Source organism: Streptomyces sp. NPDC094147 (assembly GCF_044764265.1).
In the GTDB taxonomy this organism is placed as follows: Bacteria; Actinomycetota; Actinomycetes; order Streptomycetales; family Streptomycetaceae; genus Streptomyces.
In genome coordinates this window covers 163,107-181,543 of sequence record NZ_JBIWHT010000003.1, presented here as the reverse complement: position 1 = coordinate 181,543, position 18,437 = coordinate 163,107, and the positions used below count along the sequence as shown (strand labels likewise).

Annotated in this window: 17 protein-coding genes and 1 pseudogene; 8 read left to right on the top strand and 10 right to left on the bottom strand. The window is 71.7% G+C overall.

Annotated features, from left to right (window positions below):
* Nucleotides 1-28: 28 nt before the first annotated feature.
* Nucleotides 29-421 (bottom strand): winged helix-turn-helix transcriptional regulator, encoded by a 393-nt coding sequence (locus ACIQ8J_RS08220; RefSeq protein WP_403268227.1) that lies wholly within the window; start codon nt 419-421, stop codon nt 29-31.
* Between the two features lie 99 nt (nt 422-520).
* Between ACIQ8J_RS08220 and ACIQ8J_RS08215 the strand changes: the two genes are divergently transcribed.
* Together ACIQ8J_RS08215 and rarD are read left to right on the top strand one after the other, a co-directional pair.
* Nucleotides 521-1,411: an NAD(P)H-binding protein gene (locus ACIQ8J_RS08215; RefSeq protein ID WP_403268224.1), complete on the top strand. Its 891-nt coding sequence runs from the start codon at nt 521-523 to the stop codon at nt 1,409-1,411.
* 59 nt (nt 1,412-1,470) lie between these two features.
* The gene (gene rarD / locus ACIQ8J_RS08210) at nt 1,471-2,442 is read left to right on the top strand and encodes an EamA family transporter RarD (protein ID WP_403268221.1); all 972 of its coding nucleotides are present in this window, start codon (nt 1,471-1,473) and stop codon (nt 2,440-2,442) included.
* 15 nt (nt 2,443-2,457) lie between these two features.
* On the opposite strand, the pseudogene ACIQ8J_RS08205 reads toward rarD, so the two are convergent.
* Nucleotides 2,458-2,676 (bottom strand): annotated as a pseudogene (locus ACIQ8J_RS08205) (helix-turn-helix domain-containing protein); the annotation flags it as partial.
* Nucleotides 2,677-2,970: 294 nt separating this feature from the next.
* Between ACIQ8J_RS08205 and abc-f the strand changes: the two are divergent.
* Both abc-f and ACIQ8J_RS08195 read left to right on the top strand, forming a co-directional pair.
* Nucleotides 2,971-4,599 (top strand): ribosomal protection-like ABC-F family protein, encoded by a 1,629-nt coding sequence (abc-f, locus tag ACIQ8J_RS08200; RefSeq protein WP_403268218.1) that lies wholly within the window; start codon nt 2,971-2,973, stop codon nt 4,597-4,599.
* Nucleotides 4,600-4,672: 73 nt separating this feature from the next.
* Nucleotides 4,673-5,122, top strand: coding sequence for a VOC family protein (locus tag ACIQ8J_RS08195; RefSeq protein ID WP_403268216.1), 450 nt, complete (start codon nt 4,673-4,675; stop codon nt 5,120-5,122).
* A gap of 61 nt (nt 5,123-5,183) precedes the next feature.
* On the opposite strand, the gene ACIQ8J_RS08190 is transcribed toward ACIQ8J_RS08195, so the two are convergent.
* Complete coding sequence (locus ACIQ8J_RS08190) at nt 5,184-5,483, bottom strand: hypothetical protein (protein WP_403268213.1); 300 nt, start codon at nt 5,481-5,483, stop codon at nt 5,184-5,186.
* Between the two features lie 188 nt (nt 5,484-5,671).
* Here ACIQ8J_RS08190 and ACIQ8J_RS08185 point away from each other — a divergent pair, with 188 nt between their 5' ends.
* Nucleotides 5,672-6,247, top strand: coding sequence for a flavodoxin family protein (locus tag ACIQ8J_RS08185; RefSeq protein WP_403268210.1), 576 nt, complete (start codon nt 5,672-5,674; stop codon nt 6,245-6,247).
* On the opposite strand, the gene ACIQ8J_RS08180 is transcribed toward ACIQ8J_RS08185, so the two are convergent.
* The 4 genes from ACIQ8J_RS08180 to ACIQ8J_RS08165 all read right to left on the bottom strand — a co-directional run bounded on the left by ACIQ8J_RS08180 (nt 6,213) and on the right by ACIQ8J_RS08165 (nt 10,220).
* Nucleotides 6,213-6,818, bottom strand: coding sequence for a TetR/AcrR family transcriptional regulator (locus tag ACIQ8J_RS08180; protein ID WP_403268208.1), 606 nt, complete (start codon nt 6,816-6,818; stop codon nt 6,213-6,215). The two genes, ACIQ8J_RS08185 and ACIQ8J_RS08180, sit on opposite strands and share 35 nt — an antisense overlap.
* A 179-nt stretch (nt 6,819-6,997) precedes the next feature.
* Entirely contained in the window at nt 6,998-7,960 is a 963-nt protein-coding gene (locus tag ACIQ8J_RS08175; protein ID WP_403268205.1) for an ABC transporter permease, read from the bottom strand.
* Nucleotides 7,947-8,897 (bottom strand): ABC transporter ATP-binding protein, encoded by a 951-nt coding sequence (locus tag ACIQ8J_RS08170; protein ID WP_403268203.1) that lies wholly within the window; start codon nt 8,895-8,897, stop codon nt 7,947-7,949. The genes ACIQ8J_RS08175 and ACIQ8J_RS08170 overlap by 14 nt, the downstream gene beginning before the upstream one ends.
* Before the next feature lie 96 nt (nt 8,898-8,993).
* Entirely contained in the window at nt 8,994-10,220 is a 1,227-nt protein-coding gene (locus ACIQ8J_RS08165; protein ID WP_403268200.1) for an outer membrane lipoprotein carrier protein LolA, read from the bottom strand.
* Between the two features lie 319 nt (nt 10,221-10,539).
* On the opposite strand from ACIQ8J_RS08165, the gene ACIQ8J_RS08160 reads away from it, so the two are divergent.
* Nucleotides 10,540-11,112, top strand: a complete 573-nt coding sequence (locus tag ACIQ8J_RS08160; RefSeq protein WP_403268197.1) for a hypothetical protein — start codon at nt 10,540-10,542, stop codon at nt 11,110-11,112.
* Here the strand turns inward: ACIQ8J_RS08160 and ACIQ8J_RS08155 are convergent, their stop codons facing one another.
* On the bottom strand, nt 11,113-12,123 hold the full coding sequence (locus tag ACIQ8J_RS08155) for a polyprenyl synthetase family protein (protein WP_403268194.1): 1,011 nt from the start codon (nt 12,121-12,123) through the stop codon (nt 11,113-11,115).
* A gap of 190 nt (nt 12,124-12,313) precedes the next feature.
* On the opposite strand from ACIQ8J_RS08155, the gene ACIQ8J_RS08150 reads away from it, so the two are divergent.
* Complete coding sequence (locus ACIQ8J_RS08150; protein ID WP_403268191.1) at nt 12,314-13,813, top strand: peptide MFS transporter; 1,500 nt, start codon at nt 12,314-12,316, stop codon at nt 13,811-13,813.
* Between the two features lie 10 nt (nt 13,814-13,823).
* A complete protein-coding gene (locus tag ACIQ8J_RS08145) occupies nt 13,824-15,824 on the top strand; it encodes a CocE/NonD family hydrolase (protein WP_403268188.1) in 2,001 nt (666 codons plus the stop codon).
* On the opposite strand, the gene ACIQ8J_RS08140 is transcribed toward ACIQ8J_RS08145, so the two are convergent.
* Together ACIQ8J_RS08140 and ACIQ8J_RS08135 are read right to left on the bottom strand one after the other, a co-directional pair.
* A complete protein-coding gene (locus ACIQ8J_RS08140; protein ID WP_403268186.1) occupies nt 15,825-17,033 on the bottom strand; it encodes an FAD-dependent oxidoreductase in 1,209 nt (402 codons plus the stop codon).
* Between the two features lie 79 nt (nt 17,034-17,112).
* Entirely contained in the window at nt 17,113-18,363 is a 1,251-nt protein-coding gene (locus tag ACIQ8J_RS08135) for an ATP-grasp domain-containing protein (RefSeq protein WP_403268183.1), read from the bottom strand.
* Between the last annotated feature and the right edge of the window lie 74 nt (nt 18,364-18,437).

The window sequence follows — 18,437 nt, the reverse complement described above, 5'->3', positions numbered from 1 at the left end:
CCGGAGCCGGGAGGTCAACTCGCCCTGGTTACTTGGCGATTGGCTCCTGCGCCGCGTCATAGGCGGCCCGCGCCCGCTGCACGTCGTCCATCCGCACCCCGGTCCAGCGGGCCAGCGCCCGCACCTGCTCGGCGGCCTCGCGGCCGAGCGGGGTGAGCGAGTAGTCGACGCGGGGCGGGATCACGGGCTTGGCGTCCCGGTGCACGAAGCCGTCGCGCTCCAGCGTCCGCAGCGTCTGGGCGAGCATCTTCTCGCTCACCGCGGCGACCCGGCCGACCTCGCGGCGCAGCTCGCTGAAGCGGAACGGGCGGTCGAGCAGCGCGTCCAGGACCAGGACGCCCCAGCGGCTGGTGACGTGCTCCAGAACCAGCCGGTGCGGACACATTTCCTCACGCCGGATCCAGCTCTCACTTACTCCCATGAAAGTACCTTACTTCAGAGTGGGTACTTTCGAAACGTTAGCGCTCTCCGTACGGTGGAAACCGAAGCGAACGCCCGCCCCCCACCAAGGAGATTTCCCATGAGCATCGTCGTCACCGGAGCCACCGGAGCCCTCGGCCGTCTCGTCGTCGACGAGCTGCTCGCCCGGGTACCGGCGAGCGAGGTCGCCGCCGTCGTACGCGACAAGGAGAAGGCGGCCCACCTCGCCGCGCGGGGCGTGGAGCTCCGGATCGCCGACTACAGCGAGCCCGCCACGCTGGCCGGGGCCTTCGAGGCCGGCGACCGGGTACTGCTGATCTCGGGCAGCGAGGTCGGGCGGCGCGTGCCGCAGCACACCGCGGTGATCGAGGCCGCGAAGGCCGCGGGCGTGGCCCAGCTCGCCTACACCGGCATCCTCGGCGGCCCCGGCGCCGACTTCTCCCTCGCCGCCGAGCACAAGGCCACCGAGCAGCTGATCCTCGACTCGGGGCTGCCGTACACGTTCCTGCGCAACGGCTGGTACACCGAGAACTACACGGCCAACCTCGCCCCGGTCCTCGCCCACGGCGCGGTCGTCTCCAACGCGGGCGAGGGCCGCGTCGCCTCGGCCGCCCGCGCCGACTACGCGGCCGCCGCGGCCGCCGTGCTGACCGGCGACGGCCATCTGGGCCGGGCGTACGAGCTGAGCGGCGACGTGGCGTGGTCCTTCGCGGAGTACGCGGCCGAGGCCGCCGCCGCCTCCGGCAAGCCGGTCGCCTACACCCCCCTCACCCCCGAGGCCCGCCGTCCTGACCGGCGCGGGCGTGCCCGCCGCCTTCGCGGAGATCCTGGTCGACGTCGACCACGCCATCGAGCGGGGCCTGCTGGCCGGCACCTCGGGCGACCTCGCCCGTCTGATCGGCCGCCCCACCACCCCGCTGGCCGCCTCGATCCGCGCCGCCGTCACCGCGTAACACCGAGACGTCAGGACCGTATCGCGGTACGGGCATGACACCGGGGGCCCTTCGGCGCTACCTTCTGCTGGGTTCCAGCGCGCACAGGGAGGGCCAAATGGCCAAGGAGTCGGCAGGACAACAGCGGACGGGACTGCTGTACGGGATCGGCGCCTACGGGATGTGGGGCCTGGTCCCCCTGTTCTGGCCGCTCCTGAAGCCCGCCGACGCCATCGAGATCCTGGCCCACCGCATGGTGTGGTCCCTCGTCATCGTCGGCATCGCCCTGCTCGCGCTGCGCCGCTGGGCCTGGCTCGGCGAGCTGGTGCGCCGGCCACGCAAACTCGCTCTGATAGCCGTCGCCGCCACGGTGATCACGGTCAACTGGGGCGTCTACATCTGGTCGGTCAACTCCGGCCACGTCGTGGAGGCCTCGCTCGGCTACTTCATCAACCCGCTCGTCACCATCGCGATGGGCGTGCTGATCCTGAAGGAGCGGCTGCGCCGCGCCCAGTGGGCGGCGGTCGCGGTGGGCGCGGCGGCCGTGGTCGTCCTGACGGTGGGCTACGGGCGGCCGCCGTGGATCTCGCTGACGCTGGCGTTCTCGTTCGCGACGTACGGCCTGGTCAAGAAGAAGGTGAACCTCGGCGGGCTCGAATCCCTGGCCGCCGAGACCGCCGTGCAGTTCCTGCCCGCGCTCGGCTACCTGCTGTGGCTGGGCAGCCAGGGCCGGGCCACCTTCGCGAGCGAGGGCGCCGGGCATTCCGCGCTGCTCGCCGCGACCGGCATCGTGACCGCGATCCCGCTGGTCTGCTTCGGCGCGGCGGCGATCCGGGTGCCGCTCTCCACGCTGGGCCTGCTCCAGTACCTGGCGCCGGTCTTCCAGTTCCTGCTCGGCATCGTCTACTTCCACGAGGAGATGCCGCCGGAGCGCTGGGCGGGCTTCTCGCTGGTGTGGCTGGCCCTGTCGATCCTGACGTGGGACGCCCTGCACACGGCCCGGCGCAGCCGCCGGGCACTGGCCGAGGCGCTCGCGGCGGTGCCGGAGACGCGGAAGACGGGGCTGCCGGAGACGGCGCAGCCGTCGTAGCAGGCATTCGGCCCCCTAGCCCGCGAACCTCCGGCGGTACGCCGACGGGCTCAGCCGCGTCGCGCGGTGCAGCCGGGCCCTCCCCGCGGTGCCAAGCCCGCCGAGCCGGGCGACCCGCTCAAGGCCGGGCTCGCCGCGTTCGATCAGCCGGCAGGCGAGGGCGACCCGCTCCGCGGTGAGCCAGGCCGGCGGGGTGGTACCGAGCTGACCCTGGAACCGGCGGTGCAGGGTCGCGGCCCCGGCGGCCGTCCAGCACGCCGGCCGCGGCCGGCGTGAACGCGCCCGTGCAGAAGCTGACCAGCCGCGTACCCCGGGCGGCCCCGCCCCGCACCGCACCGCGTCGAGGCAGGGAAAACTCGCGAGACGCCGCGGTCCGCCCCCAGCTACCCTCGCCCCATGCCCGTGTACTCGTACTACTTCTTCCGCTGACCCCCGGCGCGGCCGCGGCGTGCGCATCCGCACCGCCGCCCCGTCCGTGCTGCCCCGGCACAGGAAGAAGCCCACATCGAGTACTCCCAGGGAACCCCCATGCGCCCGCGCGCCCATCACCCCTCCCAGCTGACCCTCAGCAACGTCTCCAAGGCCTACGGCGACCGCGCCGTATTCGACCAGGTGTCGTTCACCGTCCGGCCCGGTGAGAAGGCCGCCGTCATCGGCGAGAACGGTTCCGGCAAGTCGACGCTGCTGCGACTGCTCGCCGGGGCCGAGCACCCCGACACCGGCGAGGTCACCGCCGTCTTCCCCGGCGGCACCGGCCACCTCGCCCAGACCCTCGGCCTCGCCCCCGACCGCACCGTCCAGGACGCCGTGGACCTCGCGCTCGCCGAGCTGCGCGCCCTCGAAGCGGACATCCGCGCGGCCGAGGCCGCCCTCGCCGACGCGGACGAGGCCCAACTCCTCGCGTACGGCGAGCTGTTGACCGCTTACGAGGAACGCGACGGCTACCGCGCCGAGACCCGCACCGACGCCGCGCTGCACGCGCTCGGCCTCGGCCACCTCACCCGGGACCGCGCCCTCGGCTCGCTCTCCGGCGGCGAGCAGTCCCGCCTCGCGCTGGCCTGCGTCCTGGCCGCCGCCCCCGAACTGCTCCTGCTCGACGAGCCCACGAACCACCTGGACCGCCGGGCCACCGACTGGCTCGCGGAGCAACTGCGCGCCCACCGGGGCACATGGGTGGTGGTCACCCACGACCGCGCCTTCCTCGAACGCGTCTCCACGACGATCCTGGAGGTGGACCGGGAACTGCGCACGGTCGTCCGGTACGGGGACGGCTGGGCCGGATACCGCACGGCGCGGGCCGCCGCGCGCCGCCGCCGGGAGCTGGCGCACCAGGAGTGGCGCGAGGAGCTGGCCCGCACCCGGGAACTCGTCGCGGCCGCCGGGCAGCGGCTCGCCGCCACCGGCAAGGACCCGCGCCAGGGCTTCGGCAAGCACCGCCGCTCCTCGGAGGCCAAGCTGTCCGGGCAGGTCAGGGCGGCTCGGACCCGCCTCGGCCAACTGGAGCGCGAGCCGGTCGCGGCCCCGCCGCCGCCCCTGCGCTTCCACGCCCGTCTCACCACGGCGGCGGCCACCTCCGAGGGCCCGCTCGTCGAGCTGACCGGGGTCAAGGTCGGCGACCGCCTCGACGTGCCCGCCCTGACCGTCAAACCGGGCCGCCGCCTCCTGGTGTCCGGCCCCAACGGCGCGGGCAAGACGACCCTGCTCCGAGTCCTCGCCGCCGACCTCACCCCGGACGAGGGCTCCGTCCACCGGACGAGCCGTCATATCGGCTATCTGCCACAGGAGTTGAGCCACAACCCGTCCCGCCGCCCCCTCCTCGACGCGTACGCGTCGGGACGGCCCGGCCTTCCCGACGAGTACGCCGATGAACTCCTGGCGCTCGGCCTGTTCCGCGAGGAGGACCTGGCGGTGCCGGTCGCGGCGCTCTCCGTCGGCCAGCGCCGACGGCTCGAACTGGCCCGCCTGGTGACCCGCCCCGCGGACCTGCTGATCCTGGACGAGCCGACGAACCACGTATCGCTCGCGCTGGTGGAGGAGGTGGAGGAGGCGCTGGCCGACTATCCGGGAGCGGTGGTGGCGGTCTCCCACGACCACCGCTTCCAGTCCTCCTTCGCGGGCGACCGCCTGGAGCTCCGCTCGGGGACCCCGGTGCGCTGACAACGACGGGCTCCGCCCCGAACGGACGGAGCCCGTGTTCGGCCCCCACCCCGCCCTCGCTATAAACGAACCCATGACACTGCACTGGAAACTCGTCATCGACGCCGCCGATCCGCACGCCCAGGCCGATTTCTGGGCCGCCGCACTCGGCTACGAGGTCGAGGACAACCACCTACTGATCACCCGGCTCCTCTCGACCGGAGCGATCGGGCCGGAGGCCACGGTGGAGCACGGCGGCCGGACCGCCTTTCGCGATCTGATCGCCGTGCGCCACCCGGACGACGTCTACGACCCCGAGAGCGGCACCGGGCTCGGCCGGCGCATCCTGTTCCAGCGGGCGACGGAGGCGAAGACGGTGAAGAACCGGCTGCACATCGACGTCCACGCGGCCGCCGGACAGCGAGAGTCCGAGGTCGGCCGTCTCACCGCCCTCGGCGCGAGCGTCCTGCGCCAAGTGAAGGAGCCCGGAGGCGAGTTCACGGTCATGACCGATCCCGAGGGCAATGAGTTCTGCGTGCAGTAGGCCGAGGCCCGCTCATCACCGCACGGGCGGTGATGAGCGGCGGAGGCAGGTGGGCGCCCGGCTACGGGATCAGAGAGTTGTGCAGCTGGACCACCGTCGTGTCGAACGGCGGTGCGCCGAGTTCCTCCGCCGCGGGGACGACCGACTCCTCCATGAACCGCTGGATCGCGTCTTCCGACTCCCATACGTCGATGACCTGCCAGCCCCCCGTCACCAGAGGCGCCGCGAAGTGGGCGATGAGCCCGGCGGGCGGCTTCTTGGGGTCCGGGATCACCCGGTCGAATGTCGCCTGGTAGAGCTCCTGGTTCCACTCCGCACTCTGGTTGTGCACCAAAACAGCCATCTCGGTTCCTCGTTTCACGTGAAGGGCGGCTCCTTTGTGACGCTACGACCGCGTATGGACCGCAGCGAACGGTGGCGAACCGCCCCTACGCCATCTGCCGAAACGCCGTAGTCCCGGGCGTGCGGCAGGACAAGCCCCTCCGAGAAGCATGCGTATGCATATACTGCACACGCATGCTTCTTTTGGGGACACGTACGGAGGGGACCATGGCCCGCGACTTCCTTTTCCTGCTCGGCAGCACCCGCACTGGTGGCAACACCGAGGCGCTCGCGCGGCAGGCCGCCGAGCAGCTGCCCGCCGGCGACACCGCCCGCTGGCTGAGCCTCGCCGACCTCGAACTCCCCCCGTTCCGCGACCGGCGGCACAGCGAGGAGCGCGTCCAGCCCGCACCCACCGGGGACGCGGCCGTCCTGCTCGACGCGACGCTGGGCGCCACCGACCTGGTGATCGCCTCGCCGCTGTACTGGTACAGCGTCACCACCCCGGTCAAGCACTACCTCGACCACTGGGTGACCTGGCTCTACAACCCCGAGCTCGACTTCAAGCAGCGCATGGCGGGCCGCACCTTGTGGGGCGTGACCGCGCTCTCCGGGCGCGACCACTCGGTGGCCGAGCCGCTGGTGGGGACCCTGCGGCACTCGGCCGCGTATCTGAAGATGAACTGGGGCGGGGTGCTGCTCGGCTCCGCCACCCGGCCCGGCGAGATGGCCGACGACAGTGCGGCGGCCGCCCGCGCCAAGACCTTCTTCAACTCCACCCCGGTGCCCGCAACGCACGCATGACATGGGCCACCAGCGTGTCGATCCGCTCCGGTTCCAGGAGCGGCCGGCCCAGCGCGTTGCGGTAGTAGAGCGGGCCGTAGAGCATCTCCACGGCCAGCGGCAGATCGGCGTCCGGGGGCAGTTCGCCCTGCTCCTGGGCGCCGCGCATGCGCTGGACGACCAGGGCCGCGCGCGGGATGACGAGTTCGTCGTTGACCGCCTTGGCCAGCCGCTCGTCGTGCAGCAGCGCGGCGAGGATCCCGCCGTAGGCCGGACCGAACACCGGCGAGGTGAACAGGCGCACCAGACTGGCGATATGGGTGCGCAGATCGGCGGCGATGTCACCGGTGTCGGGGAACGGCGAGTCGCTGACCACCATCTCGGTCACCGCGTCGAGCAGGATCGCGCCCTTCGTCGGCCACCAGCGGTAGATCGTCTTCTTGCTCACCCCCGCACGGGCCGCGATGGCCTCGATGGTGACCTTTCCGTACCCGCTCTCCGCGCAGACCTCAAGGGCGGCCTCCAGGGTCGCGCGACGCGATTTCTCGCTGCGGCGCCTGGGGTTGGGGGCGGATTCGGACGAGGTGATCACACTCTCACTCTACGAGTACGCCGGGATCCGGATTGACAGCGGCGGCCCGGGATCCAACAATGGCGCAGGAAACGGCACGTGTCGTGTCGAGCCGTCACGGGGGTCGGCTCGCACGACCGCTCCGTTCCCGCAGGCGGTGATGCCGTCCCTTCCCACGGTTCGTGACGCCGTCCGTTGCCTCAGGCTGTGATGTCCTTCGTCGTGAAGCGCGCCCAGGCCGCCGAGCCGAAGACCGCCACGTACAGGGCCTGTAGCTCGAAGTTCTTCACCAGCTGGTCCCAGTAGACGGGCTCGCGCAGTACGTCCGCGAAGGACAGCCAGAAGTGCGTGAAGAGGTACGGCTGTATCGCGTGCAACTGCGGTATCTGGCCCAGGATCTGGACCGTGACCAGCAGCCCGACGGTCGAGGCCATCGCCGCTATCCCGCTGTTGGTCAGCGTCGAGATGAACAGGCCGAGCGCGGCCAGGCCCGTCAGCGAGGCCGCCACCACGGCCGCGATCGCGATGGCCCGCAGCAGCCCGTCGGCGAAGGAGATCTGCGTACCGGAGATCGTCGTGACCTCGCCCAGTGGGAAGAGCAGGGCGCCGACGGCGAGGGCCGAGACCGCCACCGCGAGGGTGGCTATCAGGCAGAAGGCGAGCACCGAGACGTACTTGGCGAGCAGCAGCCGGGTGCGGCCCGCCGGGGCGACCAGCAGATAGCGCAGGGTGCCGGCATTGGCCTCCCCGGCCACCGCGTCCCCCGCGACGACCCCGACCGCCATCGGCAGGAAGACCGGCAGGGTGGCGGCGAGCGCCGCGAAGACGAGGAACAGGCCGTTGTTGGTGATCTGCTCGATGAACGCGGGCCCGCCGTCGCCGCCGCCACGGCCTCCTCCCCCGTCGCCGTGCGTCTGGATCCGCACCGCGATGCCGATGAGGACCGGCACGGCCGCGAGCACCCCGAGCAGCGCGAGCGTGCGCCAGCGGCGCAGCACGGTGACCAGCTCGGAGCGGAAGAGGCCCAGCGACCACAGGAGACCCGGCTTCCGCGCGGGCGGGGGCGACGGGTCCCTTTCCCCTGCCGCCACGTCCATGACCTCAGCTCCGGCTACGCCCCTCGCCTCGGCTTCGCGTCCGCCCCTGACCTCAGCCCGCGACATCGAATCCCTCCCCGGTCAGTGCCACGAAGGCGTCCTCCAGCGAGGCCCGCTCGGCCGCGAAGCCGCGCACCCGCACCCCGGCCCGCACGAGCTCGGCATTGAGATCCGCCAACTCCACGTCCACGGGCGGCAGTTCACCCGTTACGCGGTCGTCGCCGGCCACCGTCACATCGGCGATCCCGCGCTCCTTGAGGACCCGGGCCGCCTCCGAGGTGTCCGGTGTGGTCACCGCGAGCCTGCCGCGCGCGTTCGCGGCGAGCTCGGCGACCTCGCCCTGGACCACCAGCCTGCCCTGATTCATCACGGCGGCGTGCGAGCAGACCTGCTCGATCTCGTCCAGGAGGTGCGAGGAGAGGAAGACCGTCGTCCCGTCCTCGGCCAACTCCCTGATCAGGGAACGGATTTCACGCATGCCCTGCGGGTCGAGGCCGTTCGTCGGCTCGTCCAGGACGAGCAGTTCCCGGCGCTGGAGCAGCGCCGCCGCCAGACCCAGGCGCTGCTTCATGCCCAGGGAGTACGCCCGCGCCTTCTTGCCCGACGCGGCGGTCAGGCCCACCCGGTCCAGGGCGGCCGCCACCCGGGCGGTGCGGGTGCGCGGGTCGGCGGTGGGGTCGGCCGCGTCGTACCGCAGCAGGTTGTCGCGGCCGGACAGGAAGCCGTACAGGGCGGGGCCCTCGATGAGGGCGCCCACCTGGGGCAGCACTGTGCGGGCGGCTTTCGGCATGGGGCTGCCGAGGACCCTCGCGGTGCCGGCGGTCGGCTCGATGAGGCCCATCAGCATGCGGATGGTGGTGGTCTTGCCGGAGCCGTTGGGGCCCAGGAAGCCGAAGACGCTGCCGCGGGGGACGCTGAGGTCCAGCGCGTTCACGGCCAGCTGGCCGCCGCGGTATCGCTTGCTCAGGCCGTGCGTCTCGATGGCCGATTGATTGTTCCCCACCCCGCCCCTTCCCGCTGTGACACTTCGCGGCTCCGCCGCGTGGGGGCTCTGCCCCAGGGGTTGGGAGGGGGCCCCGGCCCCCTCCCAACTCCCCTACTACTTCGCCGCGTTGGCCGCGTCGACCAGCGCGTCCTTCGTCACCGCGCCCACGTACACCTTGCCGTTGTCCGTGATCAGGGCGTTGACCAGGCGGGTCTTGAAGACCGTGCCGGTGCCGAACTTGCCGGAGACCTTCTCGCCGAGGGAGTCCAGGAACTTCTGGGCGTCGCCTCCCGCCTTGCTGTTCTTGTCCGCCTTCGGCATGCCCTTGCCGCCGGTCTGGAGCTCGGCGATGGCGGTCCAGCCCTTGCCGATCACCTTGGCGTTCTTGGCGTCGCCGAAGTTGCCCAGGCCGCCCGGCAGGCTCTGCTCGGGCCTCTGCTGCTGCTTGTGCTTGCCGTCGTCCTCGGTGACCTTCGCGCCCTTGGGCGGGCTGAACTTGAAGGTGTCCGCGCCCGGCTTCGAGAAGTCGACCTTGGTGAAGCCCGCGTCGACCACGGCCTTGCCGCCGCCGCTCGGCGAGAGCGTGAACTTCAGCGGCACACCCGTCTTGGCGTCCACGGCTATGCGGACCGAGCCGATCGTCGAGCCGGACTGCTTGGGCTTGATCAGGAGCTGGTACGCGTCGTGCCCGGCCACCTGTGCCGTGCCGTCGACCGACACCGAGGTGGTGGGATCGACGTTCTTCAGGAACTGGTCGGCCAGCGCCTTCGGCGTGGTCGGAACGCCCGGCTGCTCCGGGGCCCGCTTGCCGTGGTCCTTCGCGGCGGCCTCGGCCGCGGACTTCGTGGAGTGGTACGCCTGATTCGAGCCGCTGTCGTACGCCCAGACGTCATTGCCGTTGCGGATCAGGCTGTACTCGGCCGCGTCCTCCAGGATCGACACCTTCTGGCGGTCGGGGCCGTCGGCCGCGATGCGCAGGGTGTGCGTGCCCGAAGCGAGCTCGGTGAGCTTCGCCTGCGGCGCCGCGGACTTGCCGGAGCCGCCGCCCTTGGGCGCGAAGGAGCCGAGGCTGCTGAGCCCGGGAAGGCCCAGGTCGGTGCTTATCTTGACCGTGCCGGAGAGCTGCTGCGTGTCCGATGCGGCCATCTTCTCGATGAGCTGCTGCGCGCTGATCTTCGGCAGACTGGGGTCACCGGATGCTGCGAGCGCCGGGACCAGTCCGATGGTCGCGGCCGCCACCCCCGCCACTCCGACCGGGACGAGATAGCGCGCCGCCTTCCGGCGACCCGCGCCGGGGTCCCTGGTCTCGTCGGTGGCCTGTGCGCTGTCGTTCGGTGCCATGTGTGCCCTACCTCCGTGGTCGGCGGCGTCCGTCCGTCGTGCTCAGTTGCCCACCCCGCGCCGCCATTCTCACCCGAATTGGTCAGGAGTGGTGGTATCCATTCGACCAAAACGGCCGCCCCCGCGCGTCAGCCCCCGGGAGCAATCCCACGTACCTCTCTGGGATGACAAAACCCGGCGGTGCCTAGCCCGACCAGTAGGGGGAGCCGCCGCCCGAAGATGATCCGTGTCACGAATCGGCCGGGTTTGTCGTGAGTGCCGGGCGGCCCGGATCCGTACCCCTGGGTGAGAGCAAGCGGCACTACGAAGGGGGATCGCCATGCTCAGGACCCAGCGCTACGCCGTGGGCGCGGCCGTGGGGGCGTTCGTTCTCGCGCTCGCCGTCAGCGGCTGCGGCGGCAGCGGAACCAGTTCCACCCCCAGCTCCACCCCCACCCCCAGCGCCACCTCCAGTTCCTCCGGGAGCAGCGCCGGCGGCAGCTCGGCCCAGCCGGGCGCCGACACCCTCTCCACCGCGAAGGCAGACAAGGTCGGCACGGTGGTCGTCGACAACAAGGGGTTCGTGCTCTACCGCTTCGACCAGGACACCGCGAAGCCGACGTCCAAGTCGAACTGCTACGGCACCTGCGCCACGCTGTGGCCGCCCGCCCTCGCGACCGGCAGCGTCAATGTGAAGGGCATCGACAAGTCCCTGGTCGGCACGGTCACCCGGGCCGACGGCAGCAAGCAGCTGACCCTCGCGGGCTGGCCGCTCTACCGGTACTCCAAGGACGACCAGCCGCACGAGGCCTATGGCCAGGGTGTGGCCGGCACCTGGTTCGCGGCCACGCCGACCGGCGCGAAGGCCGCGAGCAGCACCGGCGGCGGCTCGGGAGGCGGCTCGGGCTACTGATCAGCCCGCGCGGTGCACGACCGCGTCGCAGAGCTCCTGGAGCGCGGACTTCGCGTAGCAGGAGGGAAGCGGCGCGAGGGTGGCCCTGGCCTCCTCCGCGTACCGCACGGTGTCCCTGCGGGCCTGCTCAAGAGCCGGGTGGACCCGCAGGCGGCGCAGTGCCTCCGCGTGCCGCGCGTCGTCACTGAGGTCGCCGTCGAGCAGCGCGACCAGGTCCAGGTCGTCCTGGCGGCCGTACTGCGCGGCCTGCGCCCGCAGGTGCAGCACGGGCAGCGTGGGAATGCCCTCGCGCAGGTCGGTGCCCGGGGTCTTGCCGGACTCGTGCGAGTCGCTGGCGATGTCCAGGACGTCGTCGGCGAGCTGGAAGGCGGTGCCCAGGCGCTCGCCGTACTGCGTGAGGATGTCCACGACGGACTCGTCGGCGCCGGACATCATCGCGCCGAACCGGCCGGAGACGGCGACCAGCGAGCCCGTCTTGCCGGACAGCACGTCGAGGTAGTGCTCGACCGGGTCGCGCCCGTCGCGGGGGCCCGCGGTCTCCAGGATCTGGCCGGTGACGAGCCGTTCGAACGCCTCGGCCTGAATGCGTACGGCCTCCGGGCCCAGATCCGCCAGGATGTGCGAAGCGCGTGCGAAGAGGAAATCGCCCGTAAGGACGGCGACGGAGTTGCCCCAGCGGGCGTTGGCGCTGTCCACGCCGCGCCGCACATCGGCCTCGTCCATCACGTCGTCGTGGTACAGCGTCGCCAGATGCGTGAGCTCCACGACCACGGCCGAGGGCACCACACCCGGCGCGTAAGGATCGCCGAACTGTGCGGCCAGCATCACGATCAGCGGGCGGAATCGCTTGCCGCCTGCGCGGATGAGGTGCTGCGCGGCCTCCGTGATGAACGGGACCTCGCTCTTGGTGGCATCGAGCAGTCCCGCCTCGACAGCCGCCAATCCGGTCTGGACATCGGCTTCAAGTGCCTGGTCCCGCACGCTCAGCCCGAACGGCCCGACGACGGTCACGAGGGGTACTCCTGTCTGCTGACGATCACACGGTTTGTCGATGTGTCGCTGCCTTCACTCAACTCAGCGTATCGGGTCGCTGTTCGATCACCATGGGCGCCTTCCCGTCACCCCTCGCGCACAGTCCCTTAGACCCCGGTATGTTCTGGATCAGCTCATACGATCAGGAGTAAGCGTTTTGTCCGGAACGATGACCGACACCACCGACGAACCGGCCGCGGAGCAGCCGCCCCCGCAGGACGATCACGCCTTCTTCGGTCAGCCCCGCGGCCTGCTCACCCTCTCCGGGCTGGAGGTCTGGGAGCGCTTCTCCTTCCTCGGCATGCAGGCGATTCTCGTCCTGTACTTCGCCGATTCCGTCACCAACGACGGCATGGGCATGAGCCCGGCCACCGCCGCCTCGGTCTCGGCCGCGTACGGCACGCTCGTCTATCTGGTCTCGGTGGCCGGCGGCTGGCTCGCCGACCGCATCCTCGGCTCCTACCGCGCGGTGCTGTACGGCGGCGTCCTCATCGCCTGCGGCCACTACGCGATGGCGGTCCCCGCCCAGGCGATGACCTGGGTCGGGCTCGGCCTGATCAGCGCGGGCACCGGTCTGCTCAAGCCGAACGTCGCCTCCATGGTCGGCAAGCTCTACCGCACCGACGACGAGCGCCGCGACGCCGGATTCGCGCTGTACTACATGGGCATCAACATCGGCGCGTTCCTCGGCCCGCTGATCACCGGCTGGCTCGGCGACCACAAGGGCTGGCACTGGGGCTTCTCGGCGGCCGCGATCGGCATGACGTTCGGCCTGGTCCAGTACGTCCTGGGCAGACGCCATCTGGCCGGGCGCAAGCACGCCGCCGAATTCGCGCTGCCCGCCGAGGGCATGCGCCGTGCCGTGCGCCTCATGGTGCTCGGCGCCGTGGTGGTCGCGGTGCTCGCCGCGGCGCTCTCGCTGGCCGGCTGGCTGACGATGAGCCGTTTCGTCGACCTCCTCACGCTGATCTCGGTGGTCGCGCCGGTCGTCTACTTCGTGGTGATGTTCCGCAGCCCGCGGGTGTCCGCCGAGGAGCGCGGCCGCCTCAGGCCGTACGTCGTGCTCTTCCTGGCCTCCGTCGCCTTCAACTTCATCCTCTTCCAGGCGTACTCGACCATGATGCTGCTCGCGTCGACCAACGCCGAGACGACCATCCTCGGCTTCCACTTCCCGGCGAGCTGGTACGCCTCCGCGCTCGGCGCGTTCGAGGTGGCGCTCGCGCCGGTGGTGGCCGCCGTGTGGGCCCGCATGGGACGGCGCCAGCCGCACGCCTCCAACAAGATCGCCTTCGGGGTGATCCTGGGCGGTCTCTCGTTCCTGCTGATGGTGCTGCCGACGACCGGGCACGACGGCGACACGTACAAGATGGCGGCCTGGTGGATCGTCGGCTCGTATCTGCTGCTCGGTCTCGGCGACATCCTGCTCGAAACCTCCGGCATGTCGGCCACCACCAAGCTCGCCCCGAAGGCCTTCGCCAGCCAGACGATGTCGCTCTGGTTCCTCTCCCTCGCGCTCGCCAACGGCATCCAGGCGCAGACCGTGAAGGTGTACGGAAAGATCTCCGACCCGGCGTACTTCGGCGTCAACGGCGCCATCGCGGTGGCCGTCGGCGTCGCCGTGATCCTCGCCGCCCCCTGGCTCAAGCGCACCATGCACCCCGTCCACTGAGGTCGCCGCCATGCACATCCGCACCGAATTCCCGTACGAGACGCGTCGCGAGGATGTCCGGATCCCGCTCCCGGACGGCACCCTGCTGTACGCCCGGATCTGGCGCCCGGTCACCGGGGAGGCGGTCCCGGCGCTGCTCGAATACCTCCCCTACCGGCTCACCGACTGGACGGCGCCGCGCGACTGGCAGCGCCACCCGTGGTACGCCGGGCACGGCTACGCCTCGGTACGCGTCGACGTGCGCGGGCACGGCTGCTCGGAGGGAATGCCGGGCGACGAGTACGACGCGACGGAGCTCGCCGACGGCGTCGCGGTCGTCAACTGGCTTGCCCAGCAGCCCTGGTGCACCGGGAGGGTCGGCATGTTCGGCATCTCCTGGGGCGGCTTCAACAGCCTCCAGATCGCCGCGCTCGCGCCCGAGCCGCTGAAGGCGATCGTGACGGTCTGCTCGACGGACGACCGCTACGACAACGACGTGCACTACATGGGCGGCTCGGTGCTCGCCGTGGACATGCACGCCTGGGCGGCGACGATGCTCGCCTTCGTGTCACGGCCGCCGGACCCGGCGTTCGTCGGCGAAAAATGGCGTGAAATGTGGCTTGAACGGCTCGAAGCGGTGGCCCCGTTCATCCACACCTGGCTCGCGCACCAGACCCGGGACGACTACTGGAAGCACGGCAGCGTCTGCGAGGACTACACGGCGATCGACGCGGCGGTGCTCGCGGTGGGCGGCTGGCACGACCCCTACCGGGACACGGTGCTGCGGCTGGTCGAGCACCTTCCGCCCGACCGGGTACGCGGCCTGATCGGCCCCTGGTCGCACCAGTACCCCGACCGCGGCCTGCCGCCGGGCCCCGCGATCGGCTTCCTCCAGGAGACCCTGCGCTGGTGGGACCACCACCTCAAGGGCGAGGAGACGGGCGTGATGCGGGAGCCGCTGCTGCGGTCCTGGATCAGCGAGTCGCACCCGCCGGCCACCGTCTACGCCGAGCTGCCCGGCCGCTGGGTCGGCGATCGCGCCTGGCCGTCGCCGCACGTCACGCCGGTCTCGTACGCGCTCGGGGGTGCGCCCGTGCAGGTGCGCTCGCCGCAGCACACGGGCCTGGACGCGGGCCGGTTCTTCCCGTTCGGCAACGACGGCGACCTGCCGCCGGACCAGCGCGCCGAGGACGCCCACTCGGCCTGCTTCGACTTCCCGGTGCCCGAGGGCGTAGGACCGCTGGAGATCCTGGGGCGGCCGCAGGTGACGCTCCGGCTGCGCATGGACGTGCCGTTCGGGCAGGCGATCGCGCGGGTCTGCGACGTGGCCCCGGACGGCTCCTCCACGCTGGTCACCCGGGGTGTGCTCAACCTGTCCGCGCGCCACGGCCGCGACCGGGCGGACGCCTGGCCGCTCGGCGCGACGGAGTCGGTGACGTTCGAGCTGAACGGCATCGGCCACGCCTTCCCGCCCGGCCACCGCATCCGGCTCGCCGTGTCCTCCGCGTACTGGCCGTGGATCTGGCCGCAGGCCGACTCGGTGGGCTTCACCCTCGACCCGGCCGGGTCCTCGCTCCAACTCCCGCTGCGCGAGCGCACCTTGGACGACACGATCGCCTTCGCGGACCCCGAGCAGTCGGAGCCGCTCGGCGTGTCCTTCCCGGCCCCGCTGGACGAGCCGCGCCCCGAACGGCTCGTCGTACGCGATGTGGCGAAGGGCGAGTGGCGCCTCGAAGTGGACCCGGGCTACGGCGGTACGCGGGTCTACCCCGACGGCCTCGAATTCACCGAGGACGCGCTGGAGACGTACACGATCGACGAGGCGGACCCCCTCTCCGCCCGCACCCGCTCCGACTGGCACCTGCGCCTGCACCGCCCGGAACTGGCCTGGGACGTGACGATCGACACGCGCTCGGAGATCACCTGCGACGCGGCGGATTTCCTCACGGTGGACGAGGTGCAGTGCCGGGAGGGCGGGGAGGTGGTCTTCCACCGCACGTGGGAGCGCCGCATCCCGCGCGCGGCGGGGTGATCACCCCGCCGCCGCCACCGACGCCGCCAGCCGCGGCGACGCGTACTCCGTGCCGCACACGAACCGCATCACCGGGCCGAAGGACGAAGCCGCCGGAAGGCCCGTGAAGTAGAGGCCGGGGACGGTGGACTGGTAGCCCGCGTCCAGGACCGGCGCGCCGCGCGAGGTCGACAGCTGGGTGCGCAGACCGTGGCCGAGGAAGTCGAGGGCCGCGACGTCCATCCGGTAGCCGGTCGCGGCCATGACGTGGTCGGCGGCCAGTTCGCGCTGGGCGCCGGTGCCCCCGCTCAGAGTGAGCACCGGGCGCCCGTCCTCGACGCGGGCCCGCACGATGCGGCGGCCGTCGGTCACCGCCACCCGGCCCGTGAAGCGCCCGCGCAGCCACCAGGCACCCAGCGGGCCCAGCACATTGCGTACGAGGTAGTGCCGGGCCGGCGCGGGCAGATGCCGGAAGTGGGTGGCGTGGCGGGAGAAGGCGTACAGCGACCAGGCCCGCCCGAAGGGCGAGTCGGGGCTGAAGCGGGGCTGCTGGTCGGGCGCCGCGCCGAACCGCACCGCGCCCGGCGCCCGCGCGACGATCCGTACGCTCGCGCCCGCCTCGGCCATCAGCACCGCGTTCTCCAGGGCGGACTGGCCGGCCCCGATCACCAGCACCTCCCGGCCCGCGAACACGGAGAGATCGCGGTGCTGGGCGGCGTGCGAGACGGGCCCCGTCGCCGACGGGCCGTCCGGGACGGCCGCGGCCAGTTCGCGCGGCAGCCGGGCCAGGCCCGCGAGCCCGGTCGCCACCACGACCGCCCGCGCCTCGAAGCTCTCGCCGGAGTCCAGCTTCAGCGCGAAGGCGCCGCCGGGCACCCGGTCCACCGAGACCACCCTGACCTGCTCCAGATCGGGGAACAGCTTCGCGGCGAACCACTGCCCGTACGCCGTGAAGTCCTCCACCGGGATCAGGTCCCAGTCCGATTCCAGCCGCCGGGCCCCGGTGTCCGCGCAGAAGTCGAGCAGCCCGGTGCCCTGCTGCGGCGCGTCGATGTTGGAGGCGACCGGCGTCGACTTGAGGACCATGCCCGCCGGCATGTGCTCGCGCCAGCTCACCATCGGCGAGCCGAAGACCCGGACCGGTATGCCACGGGCGCGCAGATGGGCGGCGGTGGACAGGCCGAACGGCCCCGCGCCGATGACCGCCACCGGACGTGTCGCAGTGCTCACTTGCAGTCCCCTTCTCGGAGTGTGGCTCACTGCGTGGCGGCATCGACTGCGGTGCCGCGCACGGCAATTCAGCGTTGGATTACTTCGTCACTGCGCGACGGGAACTCCGCCAGAGCCGGTACAGATGCTGCGCACCGGGGCGAACGGAGCGGGCCATCATCGTGAAGAAGGGTCTGGGATCGTCCCGCGCGACCCATGCGAGCTCGGTGCCGGCCGGGCGCTCGGGCGCGTGGGGGGTGGTGTAGCCGCTGCGCCGGTAGGCGAGCAGCGCGGGCAGGTCGATGTTCTCGACCACGTAGCGGTGCCCGGCCCGCTGTTCGCCCTCCGGGACCCGGCGGCCGGTGAGGTGGAGGTGCTGGGCGCGGATTACGTCGACGCCCGCCTCGTTCTCGAAGAGACGGAACTGCGCGCCCATCCGGGGATTGAAGTCCAGGAGCTTGTACCGGCCGTCCCGCCGGTCGAAGCGCAGATCGAGGTCGACGATCCCGGTGAAGCCGATCCGCTTGACGAACTGCTCGGCCAGCGCGGCGAGTTCGGGATTGTCCACGACGTACGCGTTGGCCGTCATCCCGGCATGCGGCGGCCAGGAGCGCACCTTCACCCCGGTGAACAGGGCGAGCGGGGCGGAGTTCTCGTCGAAGTAGGCGTGCACGATCCAGTCCTCGGCCTGCTCGCGCGGCAGGTACTCCTGGAGGATCACCCCGGGATGCTCACCCCAGCCGCGGGCCAGCGCCAGCAGGTGCGCGCGGTCCTCGATCCGCGTGGTGCCGGGCACGGCGGGCGTGCGCCGCCGCACGAAGGCCTCCCGGTTCTTGGCGACCACCGGGAAGCGGGCGTGCCGCGCGAAGTCCTCGACATCGGCGTACGTACCGGGAAAGGCGGCCGCCGGGGACGGCACCCCGTGCTCCACGCACAGCTCGTGCAGGCCTTGCTTGCTGGCCAGGCGCCGGGGCAACTCCGGGGCCACGGGCGGGAAGAGGAAATGATCGGCGAGCTCCTTCTGGTGCTCGGCGATCAATACCGCGGCCTCTTCGTCGGTGGGGATCAGCACGGCCGGCCGGCCGATCCGCCGGCCGATCCCGAGCAGCCCGTCCACCAGCGCGCCCGGCTGCTCGGTGCCGGTCGTCGGCCAGGCGAACGCGCGCTCCAGGTAACGCGAGTGGGCCGCCGGCGTCCAGCGGTCCTCGGTGATCGCGTACATCGGCACACCCAGTCTGCCGAGACTGCGGATGGCGCCGACGCCTCCGTGGTGCAACGGATAGTTCCCGAACTTCACGATCAGTCCCGGTACATCCCGGTCCGCCCTGAACAGCACGCTCCTGCTCGCCACCAGTCCCCCCTCGGGACAGAGAGCCCCCACGCCCCGCAGGGCACGCCGACCCCCTCGCCGACCATGCCCCGGAC

What these genes read in the sequence shown, in the direction of transcription:
- rarD (WP_403268221.1), top strand. Translation starts at nt 1,471, where the DNA reads ATGGCCAAGGAGTCGGCAGGACAACAGCGGACGGGACTGCTGTACGGG.
- ACIQ8J_RS08160 (WP_403268197.1), top strand. Translation starts at nt 10,540, where the DNA reads ATGCTCAGGACCCAGCGCTACGCCGTGGGCGCGGCCGTGGGGGCGTTC.
- ACIQ8J_RS08145 (WP_403268188.1), top strand. Translation starts at nt 13,824, where the DNA reads ATGCACATCCGCACCGAATTCCCGTACGAGACGCGTCGCGAGGATGTC.
- ACIQ8J_RS08195 (WP_403268216.1), top strand. Translation starts at nt 4,673, where the DNA reads ATGACACTGCACTGGAAACTCGTCATCGACGCCGCCGATCCGCACGCC.
- ACIQ8J_RS08220 (WP_403268227.1), bottom strand. Translation starts at nt 421, where the DNA reads ATGGGAGTAAGTGAGAGCTGGATCCGGCGTGAGGAAATGTGTCCGCAC.
- ACIQ8J_RS08175 (WP_403268205.1), bottom strand. Translation starts at nt 7,960, where the DNA reads ATGTCGCGGGCTGAGGTCAGGGGCGGACGCGAAGCCGAGGCGAGGGGC.
- ACIQ8J_RS08150 (WP_403268191.1), top strand. Translation starts at nt 12,314, where the DNA reads ATGACCGACACCACCGACGAACCGGCCGCGGAGCAGCCGCCCCCGCAG.
- ACIQ8J_RS08215 (WP_403268224.1), top strand. Translation starts at nt 521, where the DNA reads ATGAGCATCGTCGTCACCGGAGCCACCGGAGCCCTCGGCCGTCTCGTC.
- ACIQ8J_RS08165 (WP_403268200.1), bottom strand. Translation starts at nt 10,220, where the DNA reads ATGGCACCGAACGACAGCGCACAGGCCACCGACGAGACCAGGGACCCC.
- ACIQ8J_RS08185 (WP_403268210.1), top strand. Translation starts at nt 5,672, where the DNA reads ATGGCCCGCGACTTCCTTTTCCTGCTCGGCAGCACCCGCACTGGTGGC.
- abc-f (WP_403268218.1), top strand. Translation starts at nt 2,971, where the DNA reads ATGCGCCCGCGCGCCCATCACCCCTCCCAGCTGACCCTCAGCAACGTC.